We start from the raw sequence: 25,778 nt of genomic DNA on the forward strand, positions 1-25,778 counted from the left end.
GAGATGGCGAGAGTGGGGCAGACAAGGTACGACATCGAAGGAATTCAAGTAGGGCAACCTATCACCACCTATGTGAATGGTAAAGAAATCAAAACAGCCATCAACAAAAAGCGTATTCACGAGCCTGTTTATTTGAGTAAGCTCAATTTTGATGGAGATGGCCAGGGTGATTTGGTCCATCACGGAGGTGATGATAAAGCCATTTGCGTCTTTCCATATGATCACTATACTTATTTTGAGCAATTTTTAGGGGTGCCGTTACAGGAGGCAGCCTTCGGTGAGAATGTGACCGTGCATCAGCTTGTAGAGACAGAAGTCCGTATTGGAGATGTATTTCAGTTTGGGGAAGCGATTGTTGAGGTCAGCCAGCCAAGACAGCCATGTGTGAAGCTCTCTCTTAAGCATGGAAACATGAAGCTTGTGAAGGAAGTGCAGCAAACGGGATATACCGGTTTTTATTTGCGTGTGCTGAAAGAAGGAATGGTCTCTCCTGATGAAGCTCTTGTGTTAGTCGAAAAAGCGCCCCATCCCATCACTGTCCACGAAGTCAATGAAGTTAAATACCGTCAAGTAGATCAAAACAGGCTGAAAGCAGTTCTTGAAGTAGATGCCTTAGCAGATGTGGTCAGGAAGTCTTTAGAAAAACGTGTTCAGCCCATATAAAAAAGCCGTACATCTGATATGGATGTACGGCTTTTCAACATTTAAGAGCTCGTTTTCTTTTGCTCAAGAAGATTTGCAAGGAAATAAGTTTTAAAGCTTTGAAGCTTTCTTCCTTCATGCTTGGTCACACCAAGCTTCTTTAATTCTTCGACATACCAGCCTTTGCTACCATAATGCATGATAGAAAACTCCTTTCAATGGAAACTGCCTGCATTGTAACATCTCAAAAAAGGACGTGAAAAGTGTGCAGGTGTTTAGAAATGAAAACTGATTCTATCTGCCTATGATCCATGTATATGCTGGAAATAATCATTTATGAATTTGGCGGGTTGAGGGTAACGATGATCATGCCGACTGTCATAATCATGATGACAATACCGAGGTAGGTCATCATGGATTGTTTTTTCTTAATACCTACAACCGTTAAAATAATACTTTCAATAAAGAAGATAACACCGATGATGATGAACCACATATCAAATAAGACCCCTTTCGCATATCTTTGCCTATTTTACCACAGGCATTTTTGTTTAGTCGTGACAGATTCGTGAAACGGGCATGAAAAAATCCCCTCCAGTGAAGGAAGGGACCTGCTTGCTTACAGCTTTGTTAAAATAATCGGTTCGTCTTTTGTGATCACAATCGTATGTTCAATCTGTGCGACCAGGCTCTTATCAGGTGTTTTAAATGTCCAGCCGTCATCCGCTTGATAAATCGATTCAGCATTTGTTGAAATAAAAGGTTCAAAGGCGATGACTGTCCCATTCTTAAACAAAGCATTATCGAATGGATCATAATAGTTCAAAATATGGTTAGGTGCTTCATGCAGGCTTTTCCCAATACCGTGTCCTGTCAAGTTCTTAATGACGGTAAATCCTTGTTCTTTCGCTGTATTGTAGACCGCACGGCCAATTTGATTTTGTCTTTTACCGGCTTTCGCGTGCTTTAATCCTTCAAGGAATGCATCCTCTGCACACTGGCATAATGCTTCAAGACGAGCATCTCCTGTACCTAAAACGAATGAAATCCCAGTATCGGAATAATATCCATCAAGCTCTGCTGAGATATCAATATTAATGAGGTCGCCCTCTTGTAAAATGGTTTTTTCACTTGGAATGCCATGTGCGACTTCATCATTGACACTGATGCAAGTCGTACCGGGGAAATCATATTCTTTTTCAGGAGCTGAATTGGCTCCATGCTCTTCTAATATTTTTTTCCCAATCAAATCTAATTCTTTTGTAGACATGCCTGGTTTCGCTTGGCTTTTCATTTCTTCTCTTGCCAAAGCGACAATTCGGCCGACTTTTTTTAAGGCTTCTAACTCATGATCATGTTTGACAATCACTGTTCATTCCCGCTTTCTATAACTTCATTCTATTCAATAGCTTACCACATTTTACGCCAAAAGAGTAAAGGCTGAGATTCGGGTGAGATGTGGACAAATTGGTATAGATAACTAGATGTGCATATGATATATTTTTTATGAACATCATGAGAGATTTGTTCATGATGATGACGAAGGGGGGAGAAATAAGATGGTGTTTCAGTTTTTTCAAAAGTTAGGAAAATCATTTATGCTTCCAATCGCTGTGCTTCCTGCAGCGGGTATCATTTTGGCTATTGGGCGTGAAGATGTATTCAACATCCCGTTTATTCATGCAGCAGGAAATGCAATTTTTGCGAATTTGGCTTTAATTTTTGCTATGGGTGTAGCGATTGGTATTTCAAAGGACGGTAACGGGGCAGCGGCGTTATCTGGAGCGATCTCTTATTTTATTTTGTCAGCTGGTACCACGTCGATCAATTCGACCAACAATATGGGGGTATTGGGTGGTATTTTGTGCGGACTTTTGGCAGGTTACGTTTACAATAAATTTAAGGACACGAAACTGCCGGAATACTTAGGTTTCTTTAGTGGAAGACGGCTTGTGCCAATTATGACAGCACTTTTTACCATTCTATTAGCAGCCGTTTTTGGATATGTATGGCCTCCAATTCAAAGTGTGATCAATGATTTGGGAGAGTGGATTTTAAGTCTTGGAGCAACGGGTGCCGGGCTGTTTGGCTTCTTTAACCGCTTGCTCATTCCATTAGGACTTCACCATGTGTTGAATAATCTATTTTGGTTTCAATTCGGTGAATTCAGCGGAGCGACAGGTGATTTAGCACGGTTCTTCAAAGGCGATCCAAGTGCAGGTGTCTTTATGACTGGTTTCTTCCCAGTGATGATGTTCGGGCTGCCAGCGGCATGTCTTGCGATGGTTGTGACCGCAAAGCCTGAAAAACGAAAAGCAACAGCCGGTCTTATGATTGGAATGGCACTGACGTCATTTATTACAGGAATCACAGAACCAATTGAATTCTCATTTATGTTTTTATCTCCACTTTTATATGGTGTTCATGCGATATTAACTGGTCTTTCGCTCTTTATTGTCAACACCTTAGGCATTCATAGCGGTTTCGCTTTTTCAGCGGGTGCGATTGATTACGTTTTAAGTTTTGGAATAGCACAAAAGCCCATTCTGTTACTTGTAGTTGGGGTCATCTATGGCGTGATTTACTTTGTTGTTTTCTATTTCCTGATTAAATTGTTAAAGCTAAAAACACCGGGCAGGGAAGATGATGACATCGAAGATATCTCAGGTGATGATACACATACTGCTGGAGCAAGTATGCTCGTAGAGGGACTAGGCGGCAAAGACAATATCACCACAATTGACCATTGTGCAACCCGTCTTCGTTTAACAGTAGAAGATACCAATTTATTAAATGAAGGTACATTGAAAAAAGCAGGTGCCAAAGGGGTACTGACGTCAGGAAAAACTTCCGTACAAATCATCATTGGAACAAATGTCGAATTTGTCGCCGATGATCTTCGCAAGGAAGTCGCTCGGGACTAAAAAAAGCGTTCAGCCAGATCAAATGGGCTGAACGTTTTTTTGTTTTCGCTGTTCGATCACCAGTACAATGCTGATGACAACAAGTAAAAACCATGAACTGATTTTACCAAGATGGACGAGAGACCAAGCATGCTGCTGATTTGGATATTGCCATGCTCCTAAAAAGGTCGTGACATTTTCGGCCACCCAAATAAAAAAGCCAATCAGTAAAAACGAGATAACAAGCGGCATGCGAAAGGTCGATGAACCGACCTGAAAGGACACGGTTGTTTTTCGAAACACAACCACTAGGAGTAAGGTCAGCCACCAGCGTAGATCATAAATCCAGTGATGAGTAAAGAAATTGAGATAAATACATAAACTGATCCCCACTGAAAGAAACGGGTGAGGCCACGCATTCACCTTCACGCGAAGCCGAGTCAGTGCCTGATAAATATAGCTTGCCACACTGGCATACATAAAGCCGCTATAGAGCGGAACCCCAAAAATTTTCGTATAAGCTTCTTCAGGATAGGACCATGAACCCATATGTACTTTGTAGATTTCTAAGCCTATTCCAATCACATGAAAGAGACAAATAACCTTCAACTCTGTCAGTGTCTCAAGCCGCAGCATCAGCATGAGGAGCTGTGCGATAAGGCAAAGCAGAAGAATAACATCATATCGAGGAAGAAAAGGAATAGACACGATCTTTGATAGGGCAAGCGCTGTAAAGATCATGACGGGGAATAGACATGAAATAGCCTGTAAATAAGCAAAATGAAATAATGTTTTCATACTAAATGTAACCCCTTTTTACTGTCTGAAATAACTTAGACGGAAATAGCAAGGGAAAAGTTTACCTCGACTAGATATTCATGAACAATTTGTGAATATATATGTGAAAAGGATCACAAATGATATTTACATAGTATAATAAGATCATAAAGAAAATGTGAAATATTTCACATAATTTAAAAGGAGGCATCATCATGTTTACAAAATTCTTACAAACGAATGTATGGGCAGCGGTTATCCTTTTGGCAGCAAGACTTTATATCGGATGGACTTGGCTGACATCTGGTATTGGAAAACTAACAGGCGGATTCGATGCATCAGGATATTTGCAATTTGCCATAGCTGAACCTGTTGTGAAAGATGGACATCTTGTTTATCCATTCTATGTTTGGTTTTTAGAAAATGTCGCGTTGCCAAATGCCGGACTCTTCAGTGTCATGGTCATGTGGGGAGAAATCTTAGTTGGTCTAGGACTAATTGTTGGATTGTTCACAACAACGGCAGCCTTTTTTGGAAGCGTGATGAATGTCTCTTTCTTACTAGCTGGAACCGTCTCTGTTAACCCGCTTCTTCTTCTGATCGCCGTCTTTATCATAGCAGCGAAAGGAAATGCCGGAAAATTTGGTCTTGATTATGTAGCAGGTCCAGTCCTTAAGCGAAAACTGAAAAGAAAGCCGCATTTAGAAGTGGCATCATAATAAAGAAAAGCATCCTGAGCAAAAATTCAGGATGCTTTTTATTTAGGAACCGGCTTTGATGAGGTTAATATGCACCACAGTCAGCTCGTGCTGACTGATATCTGGATCATGTCCGACGATAAATTCGAGCTCATAATCACCGGTCTGATAAACGTATTTCTTCTCTTTTGTTTGCGGGATGGTGCTGACTGAATCTGCTGATCCAAGCTGTTTCTTTAATAGGGAAGGAGTCATTCCTCCGATATTCGTTTCTTTTTCTACATTTGTTCCAAAATAACGGATTTCGTTAATCTTGCCTTTTTTGTCATAGTGAAAAGCAAATCCAGGGTTGCCCATCTCAGCATGATACAAATCAAAGCCGCTTTGACCGGTTTCTGGATAAGGCTGCCCTAGTTTATGCCGAACGTCTTTTTTTGTTTGAACCCCTATTTTGAGTCCTTCTGCATAGTATGGCATTTGTCCTTGATGTGCTAGCTGATAAATGCTGTTTAGCGCTGCTTTCGGCCCTTGAGGAATGGACTGTTCTGTCTCCGTTTGGGTCATGGTGTGTGCTGAAATCGCCGGGCTAAAACCGAATAAGGTGGAAGAAGCGAGTGAAGCGGTCACGACAAAAGCTGCTGTTTTTTTCATGATTAATCAATCCCTCCTTCTTCAACTATACCCGGTGCCATGTGGATCAAACGTAAAAAGCCCCAGCTGATCTTGATCGGCTGGGGCTTTAAAAGAGAAAGTTATTTGGAAGACGAGCTGGATTCATCTTTGGCGGAAGAGGAATCTTTTTCATCCTGTACTTTCTTTGTGTAGTCATAATCATTGCGTTCAATTGGTGTAAAGCCTTTAGGTTTGTAGAAACGGAGTAAATCTTCCGTGACAATCTTATCAGATGTCTCTAGCATCTTTTTCACCGTTTCGTTTTCTTGTGATGCCTTTTCAGTCGGCTCGATTTTTTCACCTGTTTTGTTGCTGTAATAGTTGTTGCCTACTTTCGTGTAGTCCTTAGACACGAAGTCTCCATTTCTAAATGGCACAAGCTCTTTAAAGTTCTTCGATAAGATATCAGAACCAGACATTAAATAGTTCTTCGTATCATCTCCGAGCAGGTGGAGAAGAGTAGGCGCAACATCGACTTCACCAGAGTATTTATGAATCTGTCCGCCTTTTACGCCTGGCACATGGATAAAGAGCGGCACACGCATAAGCTGGGCATTTTCATAGTCTCCAATTTTTTCGCCAGTCACTTTTTCCATCGCTTCATTATGGTTTTCTGAAATGCCGTAATGGTCACCGTACATAATGACGACGGTATTGTCATAGAGACCAGATGTCTTCAAGTCATTAAAGAACTGTTCAATGGCTTCATCTAAATAATGAGCAGATTGGAAGTAGTTATCAACGACGGAGTCTCCGAAGTCGCCAGGTTCAAAATCAGTATCACCTTCATCCATACCAAATGGGAAGTGGTTTGACAGCGTAATGAATTTTGAATAAAACGGCTGTTTCAGATTTTCAAGCATTGGCATGGATTCTTTGAAGAACGGTTTGTCTTTCAATCCATAGTTCTTCGTATCTTGTTCATTCATATCGTAGTACTCAGAATCGTAAAATCTGTCATATCCAAAGGACTTAAACATTTCATTTCGGTTCCAGAACGTTTTCGTATTCCCGTGGAATTCTGCGGACGTGTATTGGTCCTTTTTCAAAATGCCAGGAAGCGCCTGATATGTGTTTTGAGCTTTGTTAATAAACACAGAGCCTTGTGATAATGGGAAAAGCCCCGTATCCATCATAAATTCCGCATCAGATGTCTTTCCTTGTCCTGTTTGATGGAAGAAGTTATCAAAATAAAACGTTTTGTTGTCATGGGCTAATGAATTTAGGAAAGGAGTGACCTCTTTTCCATTCACCTTGTAATCAATGACAAAGTTTTGCAGTGATTCAAGAGAAATCGTAATGACGTTCATGCCTTTCGCTTTCCCGTAATAAGCCGGGTTAGGATCAGCGCTGTTCGCCTTTAGATAATTCTCTACATCTGTTACGTCACTTGAATTTGCCAGGGCACGCTGGCTGTTTGATTTCACATTTTGAATGGCATCAAACACCGTAAAATTATAAGCACCCAAGTATTTGACTAAATAATTGCGGTCGAACGATCTTGATAAAAGCTCTGGGCGATCAATTTCTGCTGCGATTAAGTTGACAACAAAAATCAGAACAGAGGACACAAGAACGAGTCTAAACGATTTTGTTTTTTGAACAGGTACAGTCGCTGTACTTGTTTGCTGCTGTCTTTTCATGCGGACTGCGAGTACGATCAAGATGATGGTATCGAGAAAGTAAAACATATCAGTCCAACGCATGAGTGAAAATGCACTATCACCTAATTGTCCGCCATTCGTTCCTGCCTGCATCACTGTAGGCAGCGTGATAAAGTCATTGAAGAATCGATAGTACACGATGTTTGCGTAAAGTAAAAAAGACATGAAAAAGTGAATCACAATGATAGCGGCAGGCTGCCATTTTTTCTTGAACAATAAAGCAAAGCCAAGAAAGAACAAGCTGGAGCTAATAGGATTCACAAAAAGCAAAATATGCTGAAGCACATTTGATATACCAAGTTTAAATTCGATTAAATAAGCTGTATACGTCTTGAGCCATAACAAGATGGCTGCAATTACAAAGAAGCCGAGGCCCCTTTTTTGAATAAATGTTTTCATTTAAACACTCCTTTTCTCCGTTAAACGGAAGAGGCGGAACGAAAGAAAACGAACCATTAGAATATACCATGAAATGCACAAATAGAAAAGTCATAACCGGTGAGCGGGTAAAGCAGCCTGTCCGCGCTAGAGTTGGGAAGACATCGAAAACATTCGATTTCCGAAAAACTTTTTGTGAAATCTATCCTAATAATTACAGAAAATTCTGTATTTTTCCTGTTGCTATATCAATAAAACAGGTAAAAAGACACAAGTCTAAAGAATTAATTTGATTTCTACAATGGTGCATTTAGGCGGATTTCCAGTGTTTATTAATGTTTATGCAGGTTAAGTAAAAAAAATGAATGAATAAGCAGCTGAATTGTCTGGATAATAATTCCTTCATGGAAGTATATTAATATATTTTATTGTTTCACAAACATAATGGTTTTGATGTGTATTGTAAGGGTTTTATTCGTTTTGACGAGCGAACAAATTATCTAAATATACTTAAGCGAACAGTTCGACACTATAAACTTTTGAAACGGGGTCGATATAGACAGTGACAGGAAATCTTCCATTGAAAGGATTGATAGTATATGACTGTACGAGCACAGAACCTCGTTCAGAACTGGTTTCCGAGTGAGGACGGAAATGCAGAAGAGCGGAAAGAACTCATTAAATTAATGGAACAGATCATTTCAGGGGTCGATGACCTGAAGGATCCGAACCGTGCTCACCTAAAAGGTGAAAAGAATCGTGAGGAGGACTTTTACAAAAAGCTCACTGAAACAAGTCAAATTCCGATGAACGGACAACAAGCGGAACTTGTGAATGAAGAATTACTGAAGCTTTTACATAATCATCCATACCACACGAAGTATTTCTTCACGAACATTTTGCCAATGGCAAGTACACCAGGAATTCTAGGCATGCTGACGGCTATGCTGGTTAACGGAAACAACCTATGGGATGTGTATGGACCAGCAGGCGCAGAAGCTGAGGTCAGAGTGGTCTCAATGATGTCTAAGCTCATCGGATATGATCCAAATGTGAGCGGGGGCTACACAACATGGGGAGGTCAAGGGGCTATTTTCTCGGGGCTTCGTTTAGCAATTTCGAAAGTTGCACCGGAGTCATTACGAAAAGGTGTCCCGCAAAATCTTTATGCGTTTTGTTCTGATGCAGCACATTACAGCTTATTTAAGTCAATGGAAGCAACAGGGCTTGGCACAGACAACTTAATCAGAATTAAGACGAATAAAGATCATTCGATGGATATGGAAGATTTGCGTTGTCAAATGGAACGTGTTGCCCAAAATGGCGGAATTCCCGTTTATATTGTGGCAACAACCGGAACAACAGATGCCATTGCAATTGATGATGTAAAAGGGGTACGTGAAACGGCAGAAGCCATTGCTGAGGAGTATGGTCTCAAGGTGCCGCATATTCATGCGGATTCGGCGCTTGGTGGATTCTTTGCTTTCTTTAATGAGTATGATGTATCTGAAAACCCGCTGCAATTCTCAGACGGTGTTCTTCGTATGCTAAAAGAAATCAAAGCGAAATTCCAGCATCTTTCTCTTGCTGACACGATGTGCTTTGACTTTCAAAAGCTCGGACAAACACCGTACACATCTAGTTTATTCTTGGTGAAAAACGCTGCTGACTTAAAGCGCTTGGACCTAGAAGAACAAGAAACACCATACGTTGGACATAGAGGCTACGGGGAATACCATACCGGTTATACACTGGAATGCTCAAGAATGGGAAGCTCCATCAGCATGCTAAGTGTACTGCTAACGTTTGGAATTGAAGGATACCAGCGCTTGCTCGGTCAATTTTTAGAGGTGAACCTTGCATTTAGAGAAGCACTTCGTCAGGAAATTCCACAAGCAGAAGTCGTCAATGATGACAATGTCGGAATGGCTACATTGTTTAGAATTTACCTAGACGGCTCTCCTCGTTTTAAGGAAGAAGTGTCTGGTGAAGCAACTGCTATGGAAATTGAGCGCAACAATGATTTGAACAAAATCCTCTTTGAAAAGCTTGGAGAGAAAAGAGACGAAATGTTCTTTGGCGATACAACGAAGTTTTTACAAGTCAATGCCAAAGAAGGTCAAGAATTCTATCTAAGTGTGAGTAAATTTTTTGTGATTTCACCTTATACGTTACCGGAGCATATCCCTCATATCGTATCTTATTTAAAAGATGTGATTGCATCTGTTTGTGGACAATTTGAAAGTGTAGAGGCTTAAATTAAAATTGAGAGTGGAGATGTAGAAAAAAATGGCGAAACAAAGGAAGTTTGGGGGACTTACGATATCCTCCAAAATCATGTCAGTCGTTGTCGTAACATTACTCGCAACCGTTGCATTATTCGTTCTAACATTTTATTTAGTTAGCCAGGATTTATCTTCCCAATTATTAAAGCAATTTGATTATCGATTAACAACAGATATTGATACAGCGAAAAAAGAAATCGATAATATTGATGGAAATGTCCTTAGCATTAGCGGGAAGGATGATCCTATTTATGTGGAGATCAAAAAGAAATTCACAGAACTACAAAAAGATCATACGCTTGAGAACTTATACGTGTTATCAAATAAGGGCGGCAAAGAAAGAATCATCGTACTAACAGGGGAAGACAATGATTTTGATCAAGATTATGTCTTTTCAGATGAAATGAAACAAGCTCTTTCTGAAGATAAAATGGTCAAAAGTGACATTTATGTTGATTCGTATGGGACTCATAAATCCGTCTTTTTACCGATTAAAGATTCAGGCGGTGAACTCACGGGGATTTTAGGAATTGACTTAGATGCGTCTGTTGTTCCAGCAACAACGAAAAAGCTGACAATTTATATCACAGTAGCATCTGCGATTGTGCTCATCGGTGGATTACTCTTCTCATTCTTCATGGGAAGAAGAATTGCAAAACCAGCACGTTCATTAATGGAATCAGCGGATCGAATTGCAGATGGTGATTTAACTGGCATGGTAGAAGTTCAAAGTAAAGATGAGATCGGTCAATTAGCGGCTTCCTTCCAGAAAATGCAGGGACGGATCAAAGAGCTTATTGGAAAGATCTCAAACTCATCAAGTGAAGTGTCGAAAATGTCTTCACAGCTTCGCACAGTGACAACGGAATCTAGTCAAAGTGCACAACAAGTGTCAGAAGCGATGACGAATATGAGTGAAGGAATCAATGATTCAGTCGCAAACATTACAGACTGCACAACATCTGTTGCGGAAATTGATACTCAAATCGAAGGCGTGACAAAAGAAGTGGATGAAATGAAATCTGTTTCATCAGAAGTACAAGAGCAGTCAGAATCTGGTCAAAAATTGGTGCAGCATGTGCTTGAACATCTCAACATGTTACACGACATGATGACAAGCTCAAAGCAGGCGGCAGAAGAATTGCAATCACATTCAACAGAAATTGAAAGTGTCATCTCCATTATTACGGACATTTCAGCGCAAACGAATCTGCTTGCACTGAATGCTTCTATTGAAGCCGCACGTGTAGGAGAAGAAGGAAAAGGATTTGCTGTTGTGGCTGATGAAGTCCGTAAGTTAGCTGAACAGTCAGCTGATGCAGCTAAAACGGTCTCAGACTTAGTCATTGGCACACAGGAAAATAGTCAGCGTGTCCTTGAAAGCGTGGAGGAAAGCAGTAAAGCAGTGGAAGAAGGCCGTGAGCAAATGAAAGGCACCTCGCAGAACTTCGCTGGTATTTATGATGGAGTGTCTCAATTTGCAAGCAGAACGAACAATTTGCTTCAATCTATTAAGCAGGTAGAACGCGCTTATCAAACAATTTCTACATCGATTGAACAAATTTCGGTCGTGTCAGAAGAACATGCGGCAAGCTCTCAAGAAGTAGCGGCAGCAACAGAACAACAAAGTGCTGGCATGCAGCAAATTTCAAGTGCGATTGAACAGCTCTCTGACATGTCAGAGGACTTGGCACAAATGGTATCTACTTTTAAAATCGACAAAAAATAACGAGAAAGCTGGCTCTTGTGAGAGAGTCAGCTTTTTTGCTATGCTTAACCAAAATATCAGACGATCTGAAAGGAGACGTGTCATGGATTTTGCGCAGAGATTGTCAGAAGAACGGATCAAAAAGGCGATGGACCATGGAGCTTTTGAAGGACTATCAGGCTTTGGGAAACCTCTGCCAAAGGATGATGCTGCTCATGTACCTGAAGAACTGAGGATGGGCTATCGAATCATGAAAAATGCTGGCTTTGCCGGGGAAGAAACAGCTTTGAAAAAAGAACTAATGACGGTTAAAGAGTTACTGAAAACGAGTATAGATGGAGAAGAAAGAAAAAAACTCTCTCTCGTATGTGAGGAAAAACAAAAACGCCTTGATGAACTCACATCCAAGCGCCAAACGTTTGCTCGACCAGCCTCCTCCTTTTATAAGAATAGGGTCTACGAAAAACTAACGGAGCATAAAAAAAGATGATGACACGCTGCCTCTTTGAGCACATTGAGGGAGCTTTTTTTATGAAAGCGCTACATTTTCTTGTTGACTACATGTATATACAAATATAAAATATGAAGTGAACATGTATATACAAGTTTTGATTCTTTTTTCTTATAAAAAAACGATCTCGGAGGGGATAGCATGGCTGATTATCAGGCAGCGGCAGATCAGATTGTGAAAGCCATTGGCGGCAAAGAAAACATTGATCAAGCCACACATTGTGTGACAAGACTTCGTTTTGTGCTAAAAGATGAAGGTAAGGTGGATGAGAAAGCACTAGAACAAATTGATGAAGTGAAGGGATCTTTCTCAGCGAATGGCCAATACCAAGTGGTCATTGGTCAAGGAGTGGTGAATCGGGTTTATGCCGAAATGGTCAAACAGACGGGAATCGGCGAAGCGACAAAAGAGGACGTCAAGCGTGCCTCTGATCAGAAATTAAACCCACTTCAGCGTGCGGTGAAAACGCTTGCAGATATCTTCATTCCAATCCTTCCAGCTATCGTGACAGCCGGTTTATTGATGGGGATTAATAATATTTTAACAGCTCCTGATATTTTCTTTGATCAAAAATCCATTGTGGATGTGTATCCGGCATGGGCGGATTTAGCAAATATGATCAACTTGATTGCAGGTACTGCCTTTACCTTTTTGCCAGCATTAATCGGCTGGTCGGCTGTCAAGCGGTTTGGAGGTAATCCGCTTTTAGGGATGGTCCTCGGACTGATGCTTGTACATCCAGATCTGTTGAATGCGTGGGGGTATGGAGCGGCGGAAAAGACAGGTGACATACCTGTATGGAATTTGTTTGGACTTGAAGTACAAAAGGTAGGTTACCAAGGACAGGTTCTTCCGATACTCGTTGCCTCCTATTTACTTGCAAAGCTCGAATTATTTATAACAAAAAGGACACCTGAAAGTATTCAGCTGTTAGTTGTTGCACCAATTACATTACTACTCATTGGATTTTTATCATTTATCGTCATTGGTCCCGTTACATTTGCGATCGGAAACGTATTAACATCTGGACTCGTCACTGTATTCCAGCAATTCGCAGCACTTGGCGGCCTTTTATATGGCGGATTATATGCAGCGTTAGTCATTACAGGCATGCACCATACGTTCCTAGCTGTCGATATTCAGCTGATTAACTCAAAACTGCACGGCACGTTCCTATGGCCAATGCTCGCCCTGTCTAATATTGCTCAAGGATCAGCGGCACTTGCGATGATGTTTGTCTTAAAAGATGAAAAGCAAAAAGGGCTCTCGCTGACATCAAGTATTTCTGCTTACTTGGGTATTACTGAACCGGCGATGTTTGGGGTGAACTTGCGCTATAGATTCCCGTTTATTTTTGCTCTGATCAGTTCAGGGATAGCTGGTATGTTTATTGCCTCACAAGGGGTACTGGCAAGTTCAGTCGGCGTTGGAGGTATTCCAGGAATCTTCTCGATCATTCCGAAATATTGGGGTGCATTTGCCATCGGAATGGTGATTGTGCTGATCGTCCCATTCATTGGTACCCTTTTATATGCAAAACTTAAAAAGAAGGATGTATCACAAGAACTTAACTAGTGGTGGTGAAGGAAATTGAATCAACAAACAAACGAACCGTGGTGGAAAAAAGCCGTGGTCTATCAAATCTATCCGAAGAGCTTTTTAGACACAACAGGCTCTGGTACAGGTGATATCAATGGTGTGACGAAAAAGCTCGACTATATCAAAGAGCTAGGGGCGGATTGTATTTGGCTGACCCCTATGTATGAGTCACCACAGCATGACAACGGTTATGATATTAGTGATTATACAAAAATCCATGACATGTACGGCACAATGGCCGATTTTGAGCACATGCTGAAAGAAGCACATGAACGAGGGATTCGTGTCATCATGGATCTAGCCGTGAACCATACGTCGATTTTCCATGAGTGGTTTCAAGCCTCCCGAGAGTCGAAGGAAAACCCGTATCGAGACTATTATATTTGGAAGGAGCCGAAAGCGGACGGCTCTCCTCCGAATGACTGGCAGTCAAAGTTTGGCGGGCCAGCGTGGGAATTAGATGAAGCGACAGGTGACTATTATCTTCATTTATATGATGTTACCCAGGCAGACCTCAATTGGGAACATGATGAAGTGCGCAGGAAAGTATATGACATCATGCACTTTTGGTTTGAAAAAGGGATCGATGGATTCAGACTGGATGTCATCAATAACATTTCAAAGGATCAACGCTTTTTAGATGATGCCGGGCAATCAGTGCAAGGTGACGGGCGTATGTACTATACAGATGGGCCGAGAATTCATGAATTCTTGCATGAAATGAACCAGGAAGTGTTTTCGAAATACGATAGCATGACCGTGGGGGAAATGTCTTCAACGAATATTGCAGACTGCATTCGGTATACAAGACCTGATCGGCAGGAGCTGGATATGACGTTTAATTTTCATCATTTAAAAGTTGACTATCCTAACGGTGAAAAGTGGGCCATTGCGCCATTTGATTTTCTAGAGTTGAAATCAATTCTGTCAGAATGGCAGACGAAAATGCATGAGGGCGGCGGCTGGAACGCACTCTTTTGGTGCAACCATGATCAGCCACGCATCGTGTCTAGATACGGTGATGATGGCACGTACCATCAGCAATCAGCGAAGATGCTGGCGACCACCATTCATTTGATGCAAGGCACTCCTTATATTTATCAAGGTGAAGAAATTGGGATGAAGAATCCTCGCTTTGAGGACATTTCGTCATACCGCGATATCGAATCACTCAATATGTACGAAGTCATGCTTGAAAAAGGGAAAACAAAGGAAGAAGCTTTGGCGATTTTACAGGTTAAATCAAGAGATAACGCAAGGACACCTATGCAATGGACGTCGGAAAAAAATGTGGGGTTCTCAAAAGGTACGCCTTGGATTGAACCAGCTCAAAACGGCATTTCAGTAGAAGCTGCCTTAAAAGATGAGACGTCGATTTTTTATCATTATCAAGCCCTTTGCAGGCTTCGTAAGGAACTTGATGTAATCACCTATGGGAGCTTTACTTTACTGCTGGCAGATGATCCAAAGGTGTTTGCATATGTCCGAGAAGGCAAAGATGAGAAGATTCTCGTGATCAACCATTTTTATGCAGGCGAGACGGACTTTACACTTCCAGATGAGCTTGCAAAAGATGTCAATGAAATGGAAGGGCAAGTCCTGCTGTCCAATTATGAGGATGTGCCGACAGATATCAAGGGATTTACGTTGCGCCCATATGAGTCAATCGTTTATCATTTAACCAAACGCTAGTAAATGGGGCGGAAGGAAAATGAAAGAGAATAAGTTTCGAGTGATTTATGATCAGCTCGCAAGACGAATTGAACAAGGTGAATGGCAGGATAAAGGCATCCTCCCATCAGAACATGAGCTATCTGTCATGTATGACACATCCCGTGAGACGGTGAGAAAGGCATTAAACATCCTTGTGCAAAATGGCTATATCCAAAAAATTCGTGGGAAAGGCTCAGTATTGCTGAATCGAGAGAAAATGCAGTTCCCAGTTTCGGGTCTTGTCAGCTTTAAAGAGCTTTCCCAAACGCTTGGGCGAAAGACGGTAACAACGGTTCATGAGTTCGATTTAATCAAGCCAGATCAGTATATTCAGTCTCAGCTGAAAATCAGTGGGCAGGAGGACGTTTGGGAAGTCATTCGCTCTCGCAATATTAGCGGAGAAGAAGTCATTTTAGACAAAGATTACTTTTTGCAAAAACATGTGCAGGTCTTGTCTAAGGACATTTGTGAAGGATCGATCTACGAGTATATTGAAGGAGAACTTGGGGTCTCGATTAGTTATGCTCAAAAGGAATTTGTGGTCGAGCCATGTACTGAAGAAGATGAGAGGTATCTCGATTTGAACGGGTTTGATCATGTGGTGGTGGTGAAAAATTATGTGTTCTTGGAGGATACGAGTCTATTCCAATACACCGAAAGCCGCCACCGGCTAGATCGTTTCAGATTCGTGGATTTTGCTAGAAGAGAGAAGTAGACAGGGCCGAGGCTCTGTCTATTTCAGTTTGTAGGGAAACAAGGGATTAAACAATAGCGAGAGCAACATCTCAGGAGGACAAATGATCAGACTGAATAGACCACTCAAATTACGAGATGTAGAAATTTTTAGCGTGATGAAAGATCACAGGATTTTATGTTATGTCATCATTGAAGACACGCGAAAACCGTTTGCGGAAGAAGATAGAAAATTAGAGCCATTATGTTATATGGATGAAGAAGACATTCAAGCGATTTTGAATGTATTTCATATTTCAATTATCAGTGATGAAACATTAAATGAAGAAGATTTAACCCTTGTGAAATCGTACTTTGCTGAATTTGTGAATAACACGAACTTAACGAATTTCATTACGAGAGAATATGTTCAAAAGGATTTATATGCCGTTGATGATGAAGATGATATCACGTTCTTTAATAGAATGCTGCGTCATATAGGGTCAGATGATGTGAAAGAATTTGATGACCGTAATTGGATGTATTTATCCCAAGATTGATAGTGAGATGCAAAAAAGGACAGAGCTTCGGCTCTGTCCTTTTCTTTTAAGAAGACATCTTGATTCGTATATTGAAAGTCATTCAAGATACATAAAAATCCAATGATATCAAAAGATAATGTGGTTATCAGCGGAAGTCACCGATTTGGAAACCATTTTACCCAGTCTGATACTTATACCAGAAAATGAATTAATCTAGAACATGAAGACAGTATGCAAAAGAGTTTCTGCTATTAAATTAGTAGAAAAAAAGGTTGCTGGGTCTCGAATTCTGTATATTATTTTGTAATGAAATGATAATATATATATAGGATTTAGGGAGGATGTACTAATAGAAGAAAAATTTGTGTATTCTATTTTATAAAAAAGTGCATTAAAAGAAGATCAAGAAATTGAAAGTAAGAACGAGGAAGTAGTGTCCCTCCTAAATATAAAAGAAAATAACATAATGAAAAATTTTGTGGAGAGTGAATGAATGTTTAAGGATGAAAAAACTTTCGATAGTGAAAAGAGTGTAAAGTATGTATTTAGAAAATCTTTCAAAGAAACAGATGCGCTTGTCATTGTCTTTTCTGCATTCCAAAAAATTGGTTCACCACCTAGCTATAACTATGTTCGAACGATAGAAGAGTTTGATTGCAATAAATTGTTCATACTAGATGATTTCGGGGCAAGGGCTTCTTATTATTTGTGTGAAAATAGGGACTTTTCGATTGAACGCTCGGTAATAAAATTGATCAGGAAAATCATCGAAGAAAATGACATAAAGACAGTCATATCTGCTGGATCTAGCAAAGGTGGATACGCTGCAATGTATTATGGAATAAAATACGGATTCGATTATATAATTTCTGCTTCTCCGCAATATTTACTAGGTGACTATTTACTAAAACAAACGAGAACGAACGAAGTTGTAAAATTTATGGCCGGGAATGACTTAGAGGGAGATCATATTTTTTTAAACACGATAATGAAAAATATGATAATCAAAACTCACAACAAGCCAAATATTTTAATACATTTAGGTAAAGGCGAAATGCATTATCAAAAACATGTACTGCCTTTAACGAAAGATCTAGATGATGCTGGATTACAATATAATCTCGACCTAGGAGATTATGATAAACATAGTGATGTAGCAAAGGCATTTCCACCAATATTAAAGGGGAAAATAAGGGAATATATAGGATACCCAAGTCTGGATATTGAGATTCAAAGGAACAATGTTGATGGTAGTTGTAAATTTATTGCAAAAACAGAGACTGATAATAAAGTTGCTTGGTATGTCTATCAAAACAATAAAAAGATAGATGCAAAAAACTATTCACTAGACAAATTTTATGATTTAAAGACAACAAATCATGGGGAATACAAAGTTAAGGCATTTGCACAAAATGAGAAAGGGCTAAAGGTATCTTTATTTTCCGAGCCAATCATTATTCAAATGGAACAAACTATTCAGTCGTAATTAGTTAAAGGAAGACAAAATCATTGCATGAAAAAAGACAGAGCCGAAGCTCTGTCCTTTTTCTATTAAGATGATACTTTGTTTCGTGTACGCTTGCGCTGGTAGTAATAAAGGATACCGCCTGAGGCGAGCATGAGCAAGCCAATTAATACCGCTGTATACATCATCGTTGCCGTATTCGGCAGTGTGCCCCCTGGCATGCCGCTTCCATCCTGATTTGGATCCGAACCGCCTGGAGCAGAAGTTCCACCGTCTCCGCCATTTTGGTCTGGAGCTGTTCCAGCAGCTTCACTTTGATTGAGTACAGTGTATTCACTAAAGTGCTCCGTTTTACCTGAGACAATCCCGTTTTCGAATGAACCGTTATTTGTTTTGGTATAACGGTTTTTCTCACGATCGACATAATAGACACCTGGTTTTTTCGCTTTTTCAGGCGCATCTAATGTAAAGGACAGTGTGACAGGATCTTTAAAGGTAGAGACATTCTTCTGATCTTGTTTGATTTGGAAATCGTATGTGTCGGTTAATGCGTTTTTCACTTTATTTGTTTTTGCCATTGATATATCTGTTTGTTGCTCTGACAAATTGGAGAGCGGTAATGCTAGACCGACTTTGTCATGATAGATGGTGACGTTTGGATCTTGCTCTCGTTTCTTCAGTTCAGCTATTTGCCCTTTTGATAGAGACAATTGAACCTTTTTCGCTTCGGTTGCTTTGTCTAAATAGAGCAATGCTTTGTTCGTATGCTGCACATACGTTTGGAATTTCTCATCATCTTGAATGTCATAGGCGCCTTTTCCTTTCAAGCGAGGAAGGAATACTTCTTTCACTCGATGGTCGATGACTGGAGAGATATGACCGTCTGCCTGTTCAATTTGTTCTTTGAAGATTTCATAGTCAACATAGCCTAAGTCTTCACCATGAGACGCTTCTGTAAAGACGCTGTAGCCATCACCGCCTGTGCCGACGAATGCGTTAGTCGCCACGCGGTATGTTTTCTGATCATCAATGTCAGTCAGATTGCCCTTTTGATCTTTCAATTTGACATCAATCAGTCTGCTGCCAGCTGGTTTACTCAGTGTAAACGTATATTCAATACCGGCTACATGAGGGAATGCGCCTCCGCCTTCTTCAATGCCTGAAAGACCTTGTTCAAGCGCTTTTTTAATTTGACTGCCTTTTAAATCTGCGACATATAGTGTGTTTCCAAAAGGCATCACGGTTAAAATATCCCCTAATGTGATATCTCCTTTTTCAATGCTACCTCGAATACCGCCACCGTTTGTAATGGCAAGGTCAGCACCAGCAGATTCTTGTGCTTTCTTTAACATGCCATCTGCAATAAAGTTTCCAAGGTTCGTTTCCTTTGCACGGACGTGTTCACGCTGTCCATCTAAGAAGACATCTGACGTCCCGACTTTTTCGGTTTTTAAATCTTGGATATCTGCCTTGTACTGATCAAGAATCGCTTTTGCGTCCGCATCTTCTTTCACAGAGTCGTCAATCGTGATGAGGTCAAAAGTAGATTCTTTTGGCTGTACGACGCCTTTTTTGTCAAAGGCCACGTCTACTTTTCCTAAAAATTGCCCGTAGTCTTTTACTTGTGCAACAATCGTTGGTTCTTTTTTATTGATGACCTTTAATTTTTCAACAAGGGTGTGGGTGTGACCACCAATGATGAGATCAATGCCATCTACTTTTTGAGCCAGTTCTAGATCACGGTTATAGCCGATATGTGTGAGCGCAATAATTTTATTGATTTTTTCTTCAGTTTGAATGGTTTTGACTGTTTCTTTTGCTTTTTTGTATGCATCTTGAAATTGAATGTTGGGACCACTGCTGGATGTAATGGCTGTGTCTTCAGTGGTTAGACCGAATACAGCGACCTTTTCACCATTTACATCAAGCAGAATGTAAGGGTAAATGCCAGCTTCTTTTTTCTCACCAGCTTTAAATGTTGCTGGTTTTTTCACTAAATCGCTTAACTGTTTTTCCTTAGAGACATTCACGTTTGATGACACGATCGGGAAGTTCGGTTTTTCAAACTGATGACGGTTTTTAGCATCTACACTGGATGCGTCACCTGTCAGGAATTGACGAAGGACAGATGGACCTTTGTCAAATTCATGATTCCCAAACGTCATGGCATCGTATTTCATTAAGTTCATCAGTTTCAGATCGGCAAGTCCTTGCCATTTTGTGAAATAGAGATCACCAGAGAAGACATCTCCAGCGTCTAATAAAATATTGTTTTCGCTTTGGGCGCGAACTTCTTTGATCTTGGTTGCGCGTCTTGCTGCATCATCCAGATGGGCATGTGTATCGTTTGTATGCATCACCGTTAAATGCCAATTGTCTGTTGCAGGTGGTTCTGTTGTACCATCATCTTTAAACGCTAGCTTGTACACGCCAAGTCCGTCTGTGCTGGCATTCCGAATAAAGTCGACGCTGCTTGATTTCTCTGCGAACGGTTTGGCTAAAAGAGAAGATTCAAAAGTGACGGTTGCGCCTTTTACTGGTGCAATGGACCAGTTTTGATCTGCGCTTGGGTTAATGGTTTTTTGTTCAATAATATAATCCATCAGCACTTGGCGGTTCTCATCTGCTGAGGCAAGCACGACTTTATCTTGTGTGAGGTGCGGGAAGCCTCCGCCGCCAGATGCACGGTAGTTGTTTGTCACGACTAAAAATTCTTGATTGTCAGAAACGGGTTTTCCATTGTAAGACAAGTTTTTGATGCGGTTCGCACTAGCGTTAACAAGTGTGCCCGTTGTGCTGTATTTAGCAGGCTGTGTGACATCTACTTGGTACGTCACACCATCAATCACATCAAAATTATATGAGCGGTATTCTTCGTTTAAAATAGGCTGTTCATTTGAAGTATTTGGTTTGATTTGGTTAAACTGACCTGCAGACATTTCAAGCCAGTCTTTTACTTCACTGCCTTTTAGTTTTACAATCTGTACGGTGTTATCGTAAAGATAGAGATCGCCGATGTTTTTAATCGCTAAATCACCTTTTGCGATATTTGTATAATAGTTCACACCGTTGCGTCCGCCGGCTTTAAATGGCGCACCCGCAGAGAGAATCGGCAAGTTTTTGTACGAAGTATCTTTCATTTTTTCTTGTGCATACCATTTCTGGGCATCTGTCACGATTTGAATAGAAGGGTCATCCATCACTTGAGCGAAAAAGCTGTTAATGTCTGCTTCTGTTTTTCCAACTGGCTTTCTGACGTAATCTAGGGTGTTTTGGTGAGTTGTTTGAATGGCATTTTTCACTGTACTGTTTTGAGATGTCACCCCGGCAACGGATTCGATTTTGCCTGTTCCATCTGTGACTTTCCAGTTGCTGCCGTCTGGTTCTAGCGTTAAATCAATGACCCCGAGGTAGCTTCCCCAGTTTTTTGACATGACGACAGGAATGCCATTAATGGTTCCCTTTGCGACATCAAATTTGTCAACGCCGCTATATTCAGCGCTTGGGAATGTGCCATGCTGGTGGCCAGACACAATCGCATCAATGCCTTTTGTTTTCGTGGCAAGGTCAAAGATCATATTTTCTGATCCTTTAGGTGAAGCTGTTTTTTCAATTCCTGTATGAGCAAGAGCGACGATGACATCTGCGCCTTTTGCTTTCATTTCTGGAATGGTTTCATTGGCAGACTCCACAATATCTTGCACTTGAACTTGTCCATCTAAATGTTTCTTATCCCACGTCATAATTTGTGGTGGTACGAATCCTATGTAACCGACTTTCACAGTTTGGGAGGCTCCGTTTGCATCTTTAAAGGTTTTATCCTGAATGACATAAGGAGTAAATCGGTGTTCTCCGTTTAACTTTTTGACGTTCGCATTGACAATCGGGAAGTTGGCGCCCGCAATGGTACCGTCAAGAAAAGATAAACCGTAGTTAAATTCATGATTGCCGAGTGTACCTGCATCATATTTTAATTTGTTGAGTGTATGAATAATGGGGTGAACCTTTGTTTGATTGATGATGCTGTCTTTTTCATTTTTATAAACGTATTCTCCAAGAGGGGTTCCTTGAATCAGGTCTCCGTTATCAACAAGGAGTGTATTGGGATTTTGTGAACGGTGCTTGTCAATCAGCTCGGCTGTTTTTGCCAAACCGAATTCATTTGTTTCTTTGTCGCTGTAGTAATCGTAATTCATCATGTTCGCATGAACATCCGTTGTGGCTAAGATACTGACCTTTACGGCGCTGCCGCTTTCTGTTTCTGCATGAGTAGGTACTGCTGGGAGAATGAGACTAATCAACATAATGGAAGTGAGCAGAATAGACAGGTTTTTCCTTCGTTTAGACCTATGTGCTTGCTTCTTCACCTGATCTCCGCCTTTCTAATTTTTTTGACCACAATACCTATTGTAGAAATGTTTCGTTAACTTTTGTAGTTATTTTTTGCAGATTATTGTAAAGATAACATAAATCATACGAATTACCTTGTTAAGGGAATGTGAATGAGTCTAAATGCTTATTTTTATGAAAGGGGGTTTTCTCATAGGGATAGGATGTTTGATTTCAATTGGTGGGGGTATAGTGTGTAGTGTAAACGATAATCAAGCAGGAGGGTTTCTACATGGGTAAGAAAATTGCAGTTGTCTTAACAGATTACTTTGAGGATGTTGAATTCACCGAGCCTGCAAAAGCCTTTAAAGACGCAGGCCATGAGATCACAGTAATTGAAAACGAAAAAGGAAAAACAGTGAAAGGAAAGCAAGGAGAGGCAGAAGTAAGAGTCGATGCGTCTATCGATAACGTGAAACCAGAAGACTTCGATGCACTTCTGATTCCTGGCGGCTTCTCACCAGACATTCTGCGTGCGGATGATCGCTACGTGCAATTCACAAAAGCCTTTATGGACGAGAAAAAACCAGTATTTGCGATCTGTCATGGACCGCAATTGCTTATTACAGCGAAGACGCTGGAAGGAAGAGGCGCGACCGGCTATACATCCATTCAAGTAGATATGGAAAACGCAGGCGCCAAATTCAAAGATGAAGAAGTCGTCGTTTGTCAGGATCAGCTTGTCACAAGCCGTACACCTGATGACATTCCAGCATTTAACCGTGAATCATTAAAACTGCTCGCAAAATAAGTAGTTTTGACAGGATAAACAAAGCCAGCACCTTGCGAGGTGCTGGCTTTTTCTGTGCATGGATGTAAGAAAGCGGCGTCAACCGCAATTCAGTATCAGGTGCACGATTATTTTCTTAAGCTTTTCAGCTCGCTTGCAATGGCTTGCATTTCACTTGGGCTGAATGAAGATTTTTTCATCACCATTTGGTGAAGAAATTCAATATCTTCATACTTATCTGGACTGAAGTCTTCGGCTTTGATGACTCCAATATTCAGCATATTGAGCTTTTGCGAAATGTCTTCAATCAGCTGATTGACTTCAGCCGCTTTTTGCTGTGACAAGGGCGGCACGTCCTTTCCTGCATGTGTCGAATAATATGTCTATTTTAACAGAAAAGCAAAAGAATAAAAGGGCTATTATGACGACACTGAAATGTTTTTTTCCTTTTTCTCCTCTTTGATCTTATCAATGATTCGTTTGGATTCAAACACCACAACACCTGATAAACCGATGAGGCCAATTAAGTTTGGAATGGCCATCAGTCCATTGAGCATATCTGCTACGCCCCAGACGAAGTCATTCTTAAACACGGCACCGAAAAAGACAGCTATCACAAACACGATACGATAATACATGACGTACGAATCCTTCGCCAAATATGTAAAGCATTTCTCTCCATAATAGGACCAGCCAATGATGGTTGAATAGGCAAACAGGAGCAGCCCGATTGCCACGATGGTTGAGCCAGCTGGACCGAGGAAGTGAGCAAAGGATAACGAAGTCAGCGCATCACTTTTTTCTGTTAAATACATATCTGCCATGACAATCGTAATGCCAGTGATAGAACAAACAATGATGGTGTCAATAAACACTTGCGTCATAGAGACGAGAGCTTGACGGGCAGGCATATCCGTTTTCGCAGCTGCAGCAGCAATTGGTGCTGATCCAAGACCAGCTTCATTGGAAAAGACTCCTCGTGCGACACCCCAGCGAATGACAGTTCCAATTGCACCACCTGCTACGGCTTGACCTGTAAAGGCATCTGAGAAAATAAGACTGACTGCACCAGGAACAAGATCAGCATTCATGACAAGAATGATGAGCCCGCAAATGACGTAAAATAAAGCCATGACTGGTACAAAAATAGATGTCACTCGGCCGATACTTTTAATTCCGCCTAAAATCACGAGTGCCGTAAAGGCAGTAATGATGATACCTGTTACCCATGTTGGAATTTGAAAAGTAGAATTCATGACGCCTGAGATGGAATTAGACTGTACCAGGTTGCCGATCCCAAAGGCAGCACTGGCACCGAAAACAGCAAATAGCACCCCTAGCCATTTCTGTTTTAAGCCATGCTCTAAATAATACATAGGTCCGCCAGACATTTCGCCTTTTTCGTTTTTGACCCTGTATTTTACAGCCAGAACAGCTTCTGCAAACTTGGTGGCCATCCCGAAAAATGCAGCAAACCACATCCAAAATACTGCACCAGGACCACCTGCAATGACAGCTGAGGCAACACCGACGATATTCCCAGTACCGACAGTTGCAGCAAGAGCCGTCATTAATGCTTGGAAATGGGAGATATCTCCCTCTGATGTTTTGTCTTGTTTTGAAAAAGCGAGCTTTAAAGAATAAGGAAGTAATCTAATTTGAATGAAGAGGATCCGAAAGGTGAGGTAGATTCCAGTACCAACAATTAAAATTAATAGGGGAGGCCCCCACAAAAAATTGTTCATCGTCGTGACAAATTGCTCAATGATTCCCATCTAATGTCCCCCTTTGTTTGTGTAATTCTCCTAAAGTTTCTCCTTTTTTTGTGTATTTTGTCAATGGCGATGGGAGTTTTTCTTGCAAAGTTTCCAAAAGAAAAAGGGCTTGATATGATAGAGAAAAGGTTTTCCAAAGGGATTCTTAGGGAAAAGATAGGAGGAGAATGAAGGATGATTCATGTATTATTTGTGTGCCTCGGCAATATTTGCAGGTCACCGATGGCAGAGGCGATGTTTAGAAAACGAGTCGAAGACGAAGGGCTGAGTGAACACTTTGTGATTGATTCAGCAGGCATTGGCGGCTGGCATCAAGGCAGTCCTCCGCATGAAGGAACACGAAAGCTGCTTGATGAAAAGGGCATCAGCTATGAAGGAATGACGGCAAGACAAATCATGGATAAGGATATCACCACATACGACTATATCATTGCGATGGATGCTGAAAATGTAGGCGCCCTCCGCAGTTTAGCCGGCTATGGAAAACATCACTTTATTGGCCGTCTTCTTGACTTTGTAGAAGACGACGATCGAGACGATGTGCCAGATCCTTATTACACTGGGAACTTTGAGGAAGTACATGATTTAATTGAAACAGGAATTGATCGTTTTTTGACGTATGTAAAAAAAGAGAAACACCTTTAACTGAAAGGAG

22 protein-coding genes are annotated in these 25,778 nt (G+C 40.9%); 13 read left to right on the plus strand and 9 right to left on the minus strand.

What is annotated here, in order from left to right:
* Positions 1–12 precede the first annotated feature (12 nt).
* Positions 13–663 (plus strand): MOSC domain-containing protein, encoded by a 651-nt coding sequence (locus tag NSQ52_RS03875; protein ID WP_060780871.1) that lies wholly within the window; start codon positions 13–15, stop codon positions 661–663.
* A gap of 41 nt (positions 664–704) precedes the next feature.
* Here NSQ52_RS03875 and NSQ52_RS03880 read toward each other — a convergent pair whose 3' ends face one another.
* The 3 genes from NSQ52_RS03880 to map all read right to left on the minus strand — a co-directional run bounded on the left by NSQ52_RS03880 (position 705) and on the right by map (position 2,011).
* Positions 705–842 carry a YflJ family protein gene (locus tag NSQ52_RS03880; RefSeq protein ID WP_008341771.1) on the minus strand — a complete coding sequence of 46 codons (138 nt, stop codon included), beginning with the start codon at positions 840–842 and terminating at the stop codon, positions 705–707.
* Between the two features lie 134 nt (positions 843–976).
* The gene (locus tag NSQ52_RS03885; RefSeq protein ID WP_008341770.1) at positions 977–1,138 is read right to left on the minus strand and encodes a hypothetical protein; all 162 of its coding nucleotides are present in this window, start codon (positions 1,136–1,138) and stop codon (positions 977–979) included.
* 123 nt (positions 1,139–1,261) lie between these two features.
* Positions 1,262–2,011, minus strand: a complete 750-nt coding sequence (gene map / locus NSQ52_RS03890) for a type I methionyl aminopeptidase (protein WP_008341769.1) — start codon at positions 2,009–2,011, stop codon at positions 1,262–1,264.
* Positions 2,012–2,201: 190 nt separating this feature from the next.
* On the opposite strand from map, the gene nagE reads away from it, so the two are divergent.
* Positions 2,202–3,566 carry an N-acetylglucosamine-specific PTS transporter subunit IIBC gene (gene nagE, locus NSQ52_RS03895; protein WP_048002726.1) on the plus strand — a complete coding sequence of 455 codons (1,365 nt, stop codon included), beginning with the start codon at positions 2,202–2,204 and terminating at the stop codon, positions 3,564–3,566.
* Positions 3,567–3,584: 18 nt separating this feature from the next.
* On the opposite strand, the gene NSQ52_RS03900 is transcribed toward nagE, so the two are convergent.
* Positions 3,585–4,343 carry a DUF817 domain-containing protein gene (locus NSQ52_RS03900; RefSeq protein WP_041090679.1) on the minus strand — a complete coding sequence of 253 codons (759 nt, stop codon included), beginning with the start codon at positions 4,341–4,343 and terminating at the stop codon, positions 3,585–3,587.
* 194 nt (positions 4,344–4,537) lie between these two features.
* Here NSQ52_RS03900 and NSQ52_RS03905 point away from each other — a divergent pair, with 194 nt between their 5' ends.
* Entirely contained in the window at positions 4,538–5,041 is a 504-nt protein-coding gene (locus NSQ52_RS03905; RefSeq protein WP_017366814.1) for a DoxX family protein, read from the plus strand.
* 42 nt (positions 5,042–5,083) lie between these two features.
* Here the strand turns inward: NSQ52_RS03905 and NSQ52_RS03910 are convergent, their stop codons facing one another.
* The gene (locus NSQ52_RS03910) at positions 5,084–5,671 is read right to left on the minus strand and encodes a YjgB family protein (protein WP_335352860.1); all 588 of its coding nucleotides are present in this window, start codon (positions 5,669–5,671) and stop codon (positions 5,084–5,086) included.
* Positions 5,672–5,772: 101 nt separating this feature from the next.
* Complete coding sequence (locus NSQ52_RS03915) at positions 5,773–7,755, minus strand: LTA synthase family protein (RefSeq protein ID WP_008341764.1); 1,983 nt, start codon at positions 7,753–7,755, stop codon at positions 5,773–5,775.
* Between the two features lie 578 nt (positions 7,756–8,333).
* Here NSQ52_RS03915 and NSQ52_RS03920 point away from each other — a divergent pair.
* The 8 genes from NSQ52_RS03920 (at position 8,334) to NSQ52_RS03955 (ending at position 18,250) form a co-directional block, all read left to right on the plus strand.
* Entirely contained in the window at positions 8,334–9,992 is a 1,659-nt protein-coding gene (locus tag NSQ52_RS03920) for a pyridoxal-dependent decarboxylase (protein WP_008341763.1), read from the plus strand.
* Between the two features lie 31 nt (positions 9,993–10,023).
* A complete protein-coding gene (locus NSQ52_RS03925) occupies positions 10,024–11,748 on the plus strand; it encodes a methyl-accepting chemotaxis protein (RefSeq protein WP_243173170.1) in 1,725 nt (574 codons plus the stop codon).
* An 82-nt stretch (positions 11,749–11,830) separates the two neighbouring features.
* Positions 11,831–12,217, plus strand: a complete 387-nt coding sequence (locus tag NSQ52_RS03930) for a DUF1992 domain-containing protein (RefSeq protein ID WP_035391356.1) — start codon at positions 11,831–11,833, stop codon at positions 12,215–12,217.
* A gap of 162 nt (positions 12,218–12,379) precedes the next feature.
* Positions 12,380–13,813, plus strand: coding sequence for a PTS system trehalose-specific EIIBC component (treP, locus tag NSQ52_RS03935; RefSeq protein ID WP_017358785.1), 1,434 nt, complete (start codon positions 12,380–12,382; stop codon positions 13,811–13,813).
* A 15-nt stretch (positions 13,814–13,828) separates the two neighbouring features.
* A complete protein-coding gene (treC, locus tag NSQ52_RS03940; protein ID WP_301232265.1) occupies positions 13,829–15,529 on the plus strand; it encodes an alpha,alpha-phosphotrehalase in 1,701 nt (566 codons plus the stop codon).
* Positions 15,530–15,548: 19 nt separating this feature from the next.
* On the plus strand, positions 15,549–16,265 hold the full coding sequence (gene treR / locus NSQ52_RS03945) for a trehalose operon repressor (RefSeq protein WP_342473937.1): 717 nt from the start codon (positions 15,549–15,551) through the stop codon (positions 16,263–16,265).
* An 82-nt stretch (positions 16,266–16,347) separates the two neighbouring features.
* Entirely contained in the window at positions 16,348–16,782 is a 435-nt protein-coding gene (locus NSQ52_RS03950; protein ID WP_342473938.1) for a terpene synthase, read from the plus strand.
* A gap of 475 nt (positions 16,783–17,257) precedes the next feature.
* Positions 17,258–18,250, plus strand: a complete 993-nt coding sequence (locus NSQ52_RS03955; RefSeq protein WP_268355662.1) for a Two component regulator three Y domain-containing protein — start codon at positions 17,258–17,260, stop codon at positions 18,248–18,250.
* A gap of 65 nt (positions 18,251–18,315) precedes the next feature.
* Here NSQ52_RS03955 and NSQ52_RS03960 read toward each other — a convergent pair whose 3' ends face one another.
* A complete protein-coding gene (locus NSQ52_RS03960; RefSeq protein ID WP_342473939.1) occupies positions 18,316–22,596 on the minus strand; it encodes a multifunctional 2',3'-cyclic-nucleotide 2'-phosphodiesterase/3'-nucleotidase/5'-nucleotidase in 4,281 nt (1,426 codons plus the stop codon).
* Positions 22,597–22,850: 254 nt separating this feature from the next.
* Between NSQ52_RS03960 and NSQ52_RS03965 the strand changes: the two genes are divergently transcribed.
* Positions 22,851–23,369 carry a type 1 glutamine amidotransferase domain-containing protein gene (locus NSQ52_RS03965; RefSeq protein WP_007496591.1) on the plus strand — a complete coding sequence of 173 codons (519 nt, stop codon included), beginning with the start codon at positions 22,851–22,853 and terminating at the stop codon, positions 23,367–23,369.
* Positions 23,370–23,476: 107 nt separating this feature from the next.
* Here NSQ52_RS03965 and NSQ52_RS03970 read toward each other — a convergent pair whose 3' ends face one another.
* The gene (locus NSQ52_RS03970) at positions 23,477–23,692 is read right to left on the minus strand and encodes a DUF1128 domain-containing protein (RefSeq protein WP_008341757.1); all 216 of its coding nucleotides are present in this window, start codon (positions 23,690–23,692) and stop codon (positions 23,477–23,479) included.
* Positions 23,693–23,767: 75 nt separating this feature from the next.
* Complete coding sequence (locus tag NSQ52_RS03975; RefSeq protein ID WP_039168032.1) at positions 23,768–25,123, minus strand: sodium:alanine symporter family protein; 1,356 nt, start codon at positions 25,121–25,123, stop codon at positions 23,768–23,770.
* Positions 25,124–25,297: 174 nt separating this feature from the next.
* On the opposite strand from NSQ52_RS03975, the gene NSQ52_RS03980 reads away from it, so the two are divergent.
* The gene (locus tag NSQ52_RS03980) at positions 25,298–25,768 is read left to right on the plus strand and encodes a low molecular weight protein-tyrosine-phosphatase (RefSeq protein WP_008341755.1); all 471 of its coding nucleotides are present in this window, start codon (positions 25,298–25,300) and stop codon (positions 25,766–25,768) included.
* Positions 25,769–25,778 lie beyond the last annotated feature (10 nt).

This window comes from Bacillus sp. FSL W8-1141 (genome assembly GCF_038593205.1).
In the GTDB taxonomy this organism is placed as follows: Bacteria; Bacillota; Bacilli; order Bacillales; family Bacillaceae; genus Bacillus; species Bacillus altitudinis.

What these genes read in the sequence shown, in the direction of transcription:
- nagE (WP_048002726.1), top strand. Translation starts at nt 2,202, where the DNA reads ATGGTGTTTCAGTTTTTTCAAAAGTTAGGAAAATCATTTATGCTTCCA.
- NSQ52_RS03975 (WP_039168032.1), bottom strand. Translation starts at nt 25,123, where the DNA reads ATGGGAATCATTGAGCAATTTGTCACGACGATGAACAATTTTTTGTGG.
- NSQ52_RS03920 (WP_008341763.1), top strand. Translation starts at nt 8,334, where the DNA reads ATGACTGTACGAGCACAGAACCTCGTTCAGAACTGGTTTCCGAGTGAG.
- treR (WP_342473937.1), top strand. Translation starts at nt 15,549, where the DNA reads ATGAAAGAGAATAAGTTTCGAGTGATTTATGATCAGCTCGCAAGACGA.
- NSQ52_RS03915 (WP_008341764.1), bottom strand. Translation starts at nt 7,755, where the DNA reads ATGAAAACATTTATTCAAAAAAGGGGCCTCGGCTTCTTTGTAATTGCA.
- treP (WP_017358785.1), top strand. Translation starts at nt 12,380, where the DNA reads ATGGCTGATTATCAGGCAGCGGCAGATCAGATTGTGAAAGCCATTGGC.
- NSQ52_RS03930 (WP_035391356.1), top strand. Translation starts at nt 11,831, where the DNA reads ATGGATTTTGCGCAGAGATTGTCAGAAGAACGGATCAAAAAGGCGATG.
- NSQ52_RS03950 (WP_342473938.1), top strand. Translation starts at nt 16,348, where the DNA reads ATGATCAGACTGAATAGACCACTCAAATTACGAGATGTAGAAATTTTT.
- NSQ52_RS03925 (WP_243173170.1), top strand. Translation starts at nt 10,024, where the DNA reads ATGGCGAAACAAAGGAAGTTTGGGGGACTTACGATATCCTCCAAAATC.
- NSQ52_RS03885 (WP_008341770.1), bottom strand. Translation starts at nt 1,138, where the DNA reads ATGTGGTTCATCATCATCGGTGTTATCTTCTTTATTGAAAGTATTATT.
- NSQ52_RS03910 (WP_335352860.1), bottom strand. Translation starts at nt 5,671, where the DNA reads ATGAAAAAAACAGCAGCTTTTGTCGTGACCGCTTCACTCGCTTCTTCC.
- NSQ52_RS03905 (WP_017366814.1), top strand. Translation starts at nt 4,538, where the DNA reads ATGTTTACAAAATTCTTACAAACGAATGTATGGGCAGCGGTTATCCTT.
- NSQ52_RS03955 (WP_268355662.1), top strand. Translation starts at nt 17,258, where the DNA reads ATGTTTAAGGATGAAAAAACTTTCGATAGTGAAAAGAGTGTAAAGTAT.
- NSQ52_RS03900 (WP_041090679.1), bottom strand. Translation starts at nt 4,343, where the DNA reads ATGAAAACATTATTTCATTTTGCTTATTTACAGGCTATTTCATGTCTA.
- NSQ52_RS03965 (WP_007496591.1), top strand. Translation starts at nt 22,851, where the DNA reads ATGGGTAAGAAAATTGCAGTTGTCTTAACAGATTACTTTGAGGATGTT.
- NSQ52_RS03880 (WP_008341771.1), bottom strand. Translation starts at nt 842, where the DNA reads ATGCATTATGGTAGCAAAGGCTGGTATGTCGAAGAATTAAAGAAGCTT.
- NSQ52_RS03980 (WP_008341755.1), top strand. Translation starts at nt 25,298, where the DNA reads ATGATTCATGTATTATTTGTGTGCCTCGGCAATATTTGCAGGTCACCG.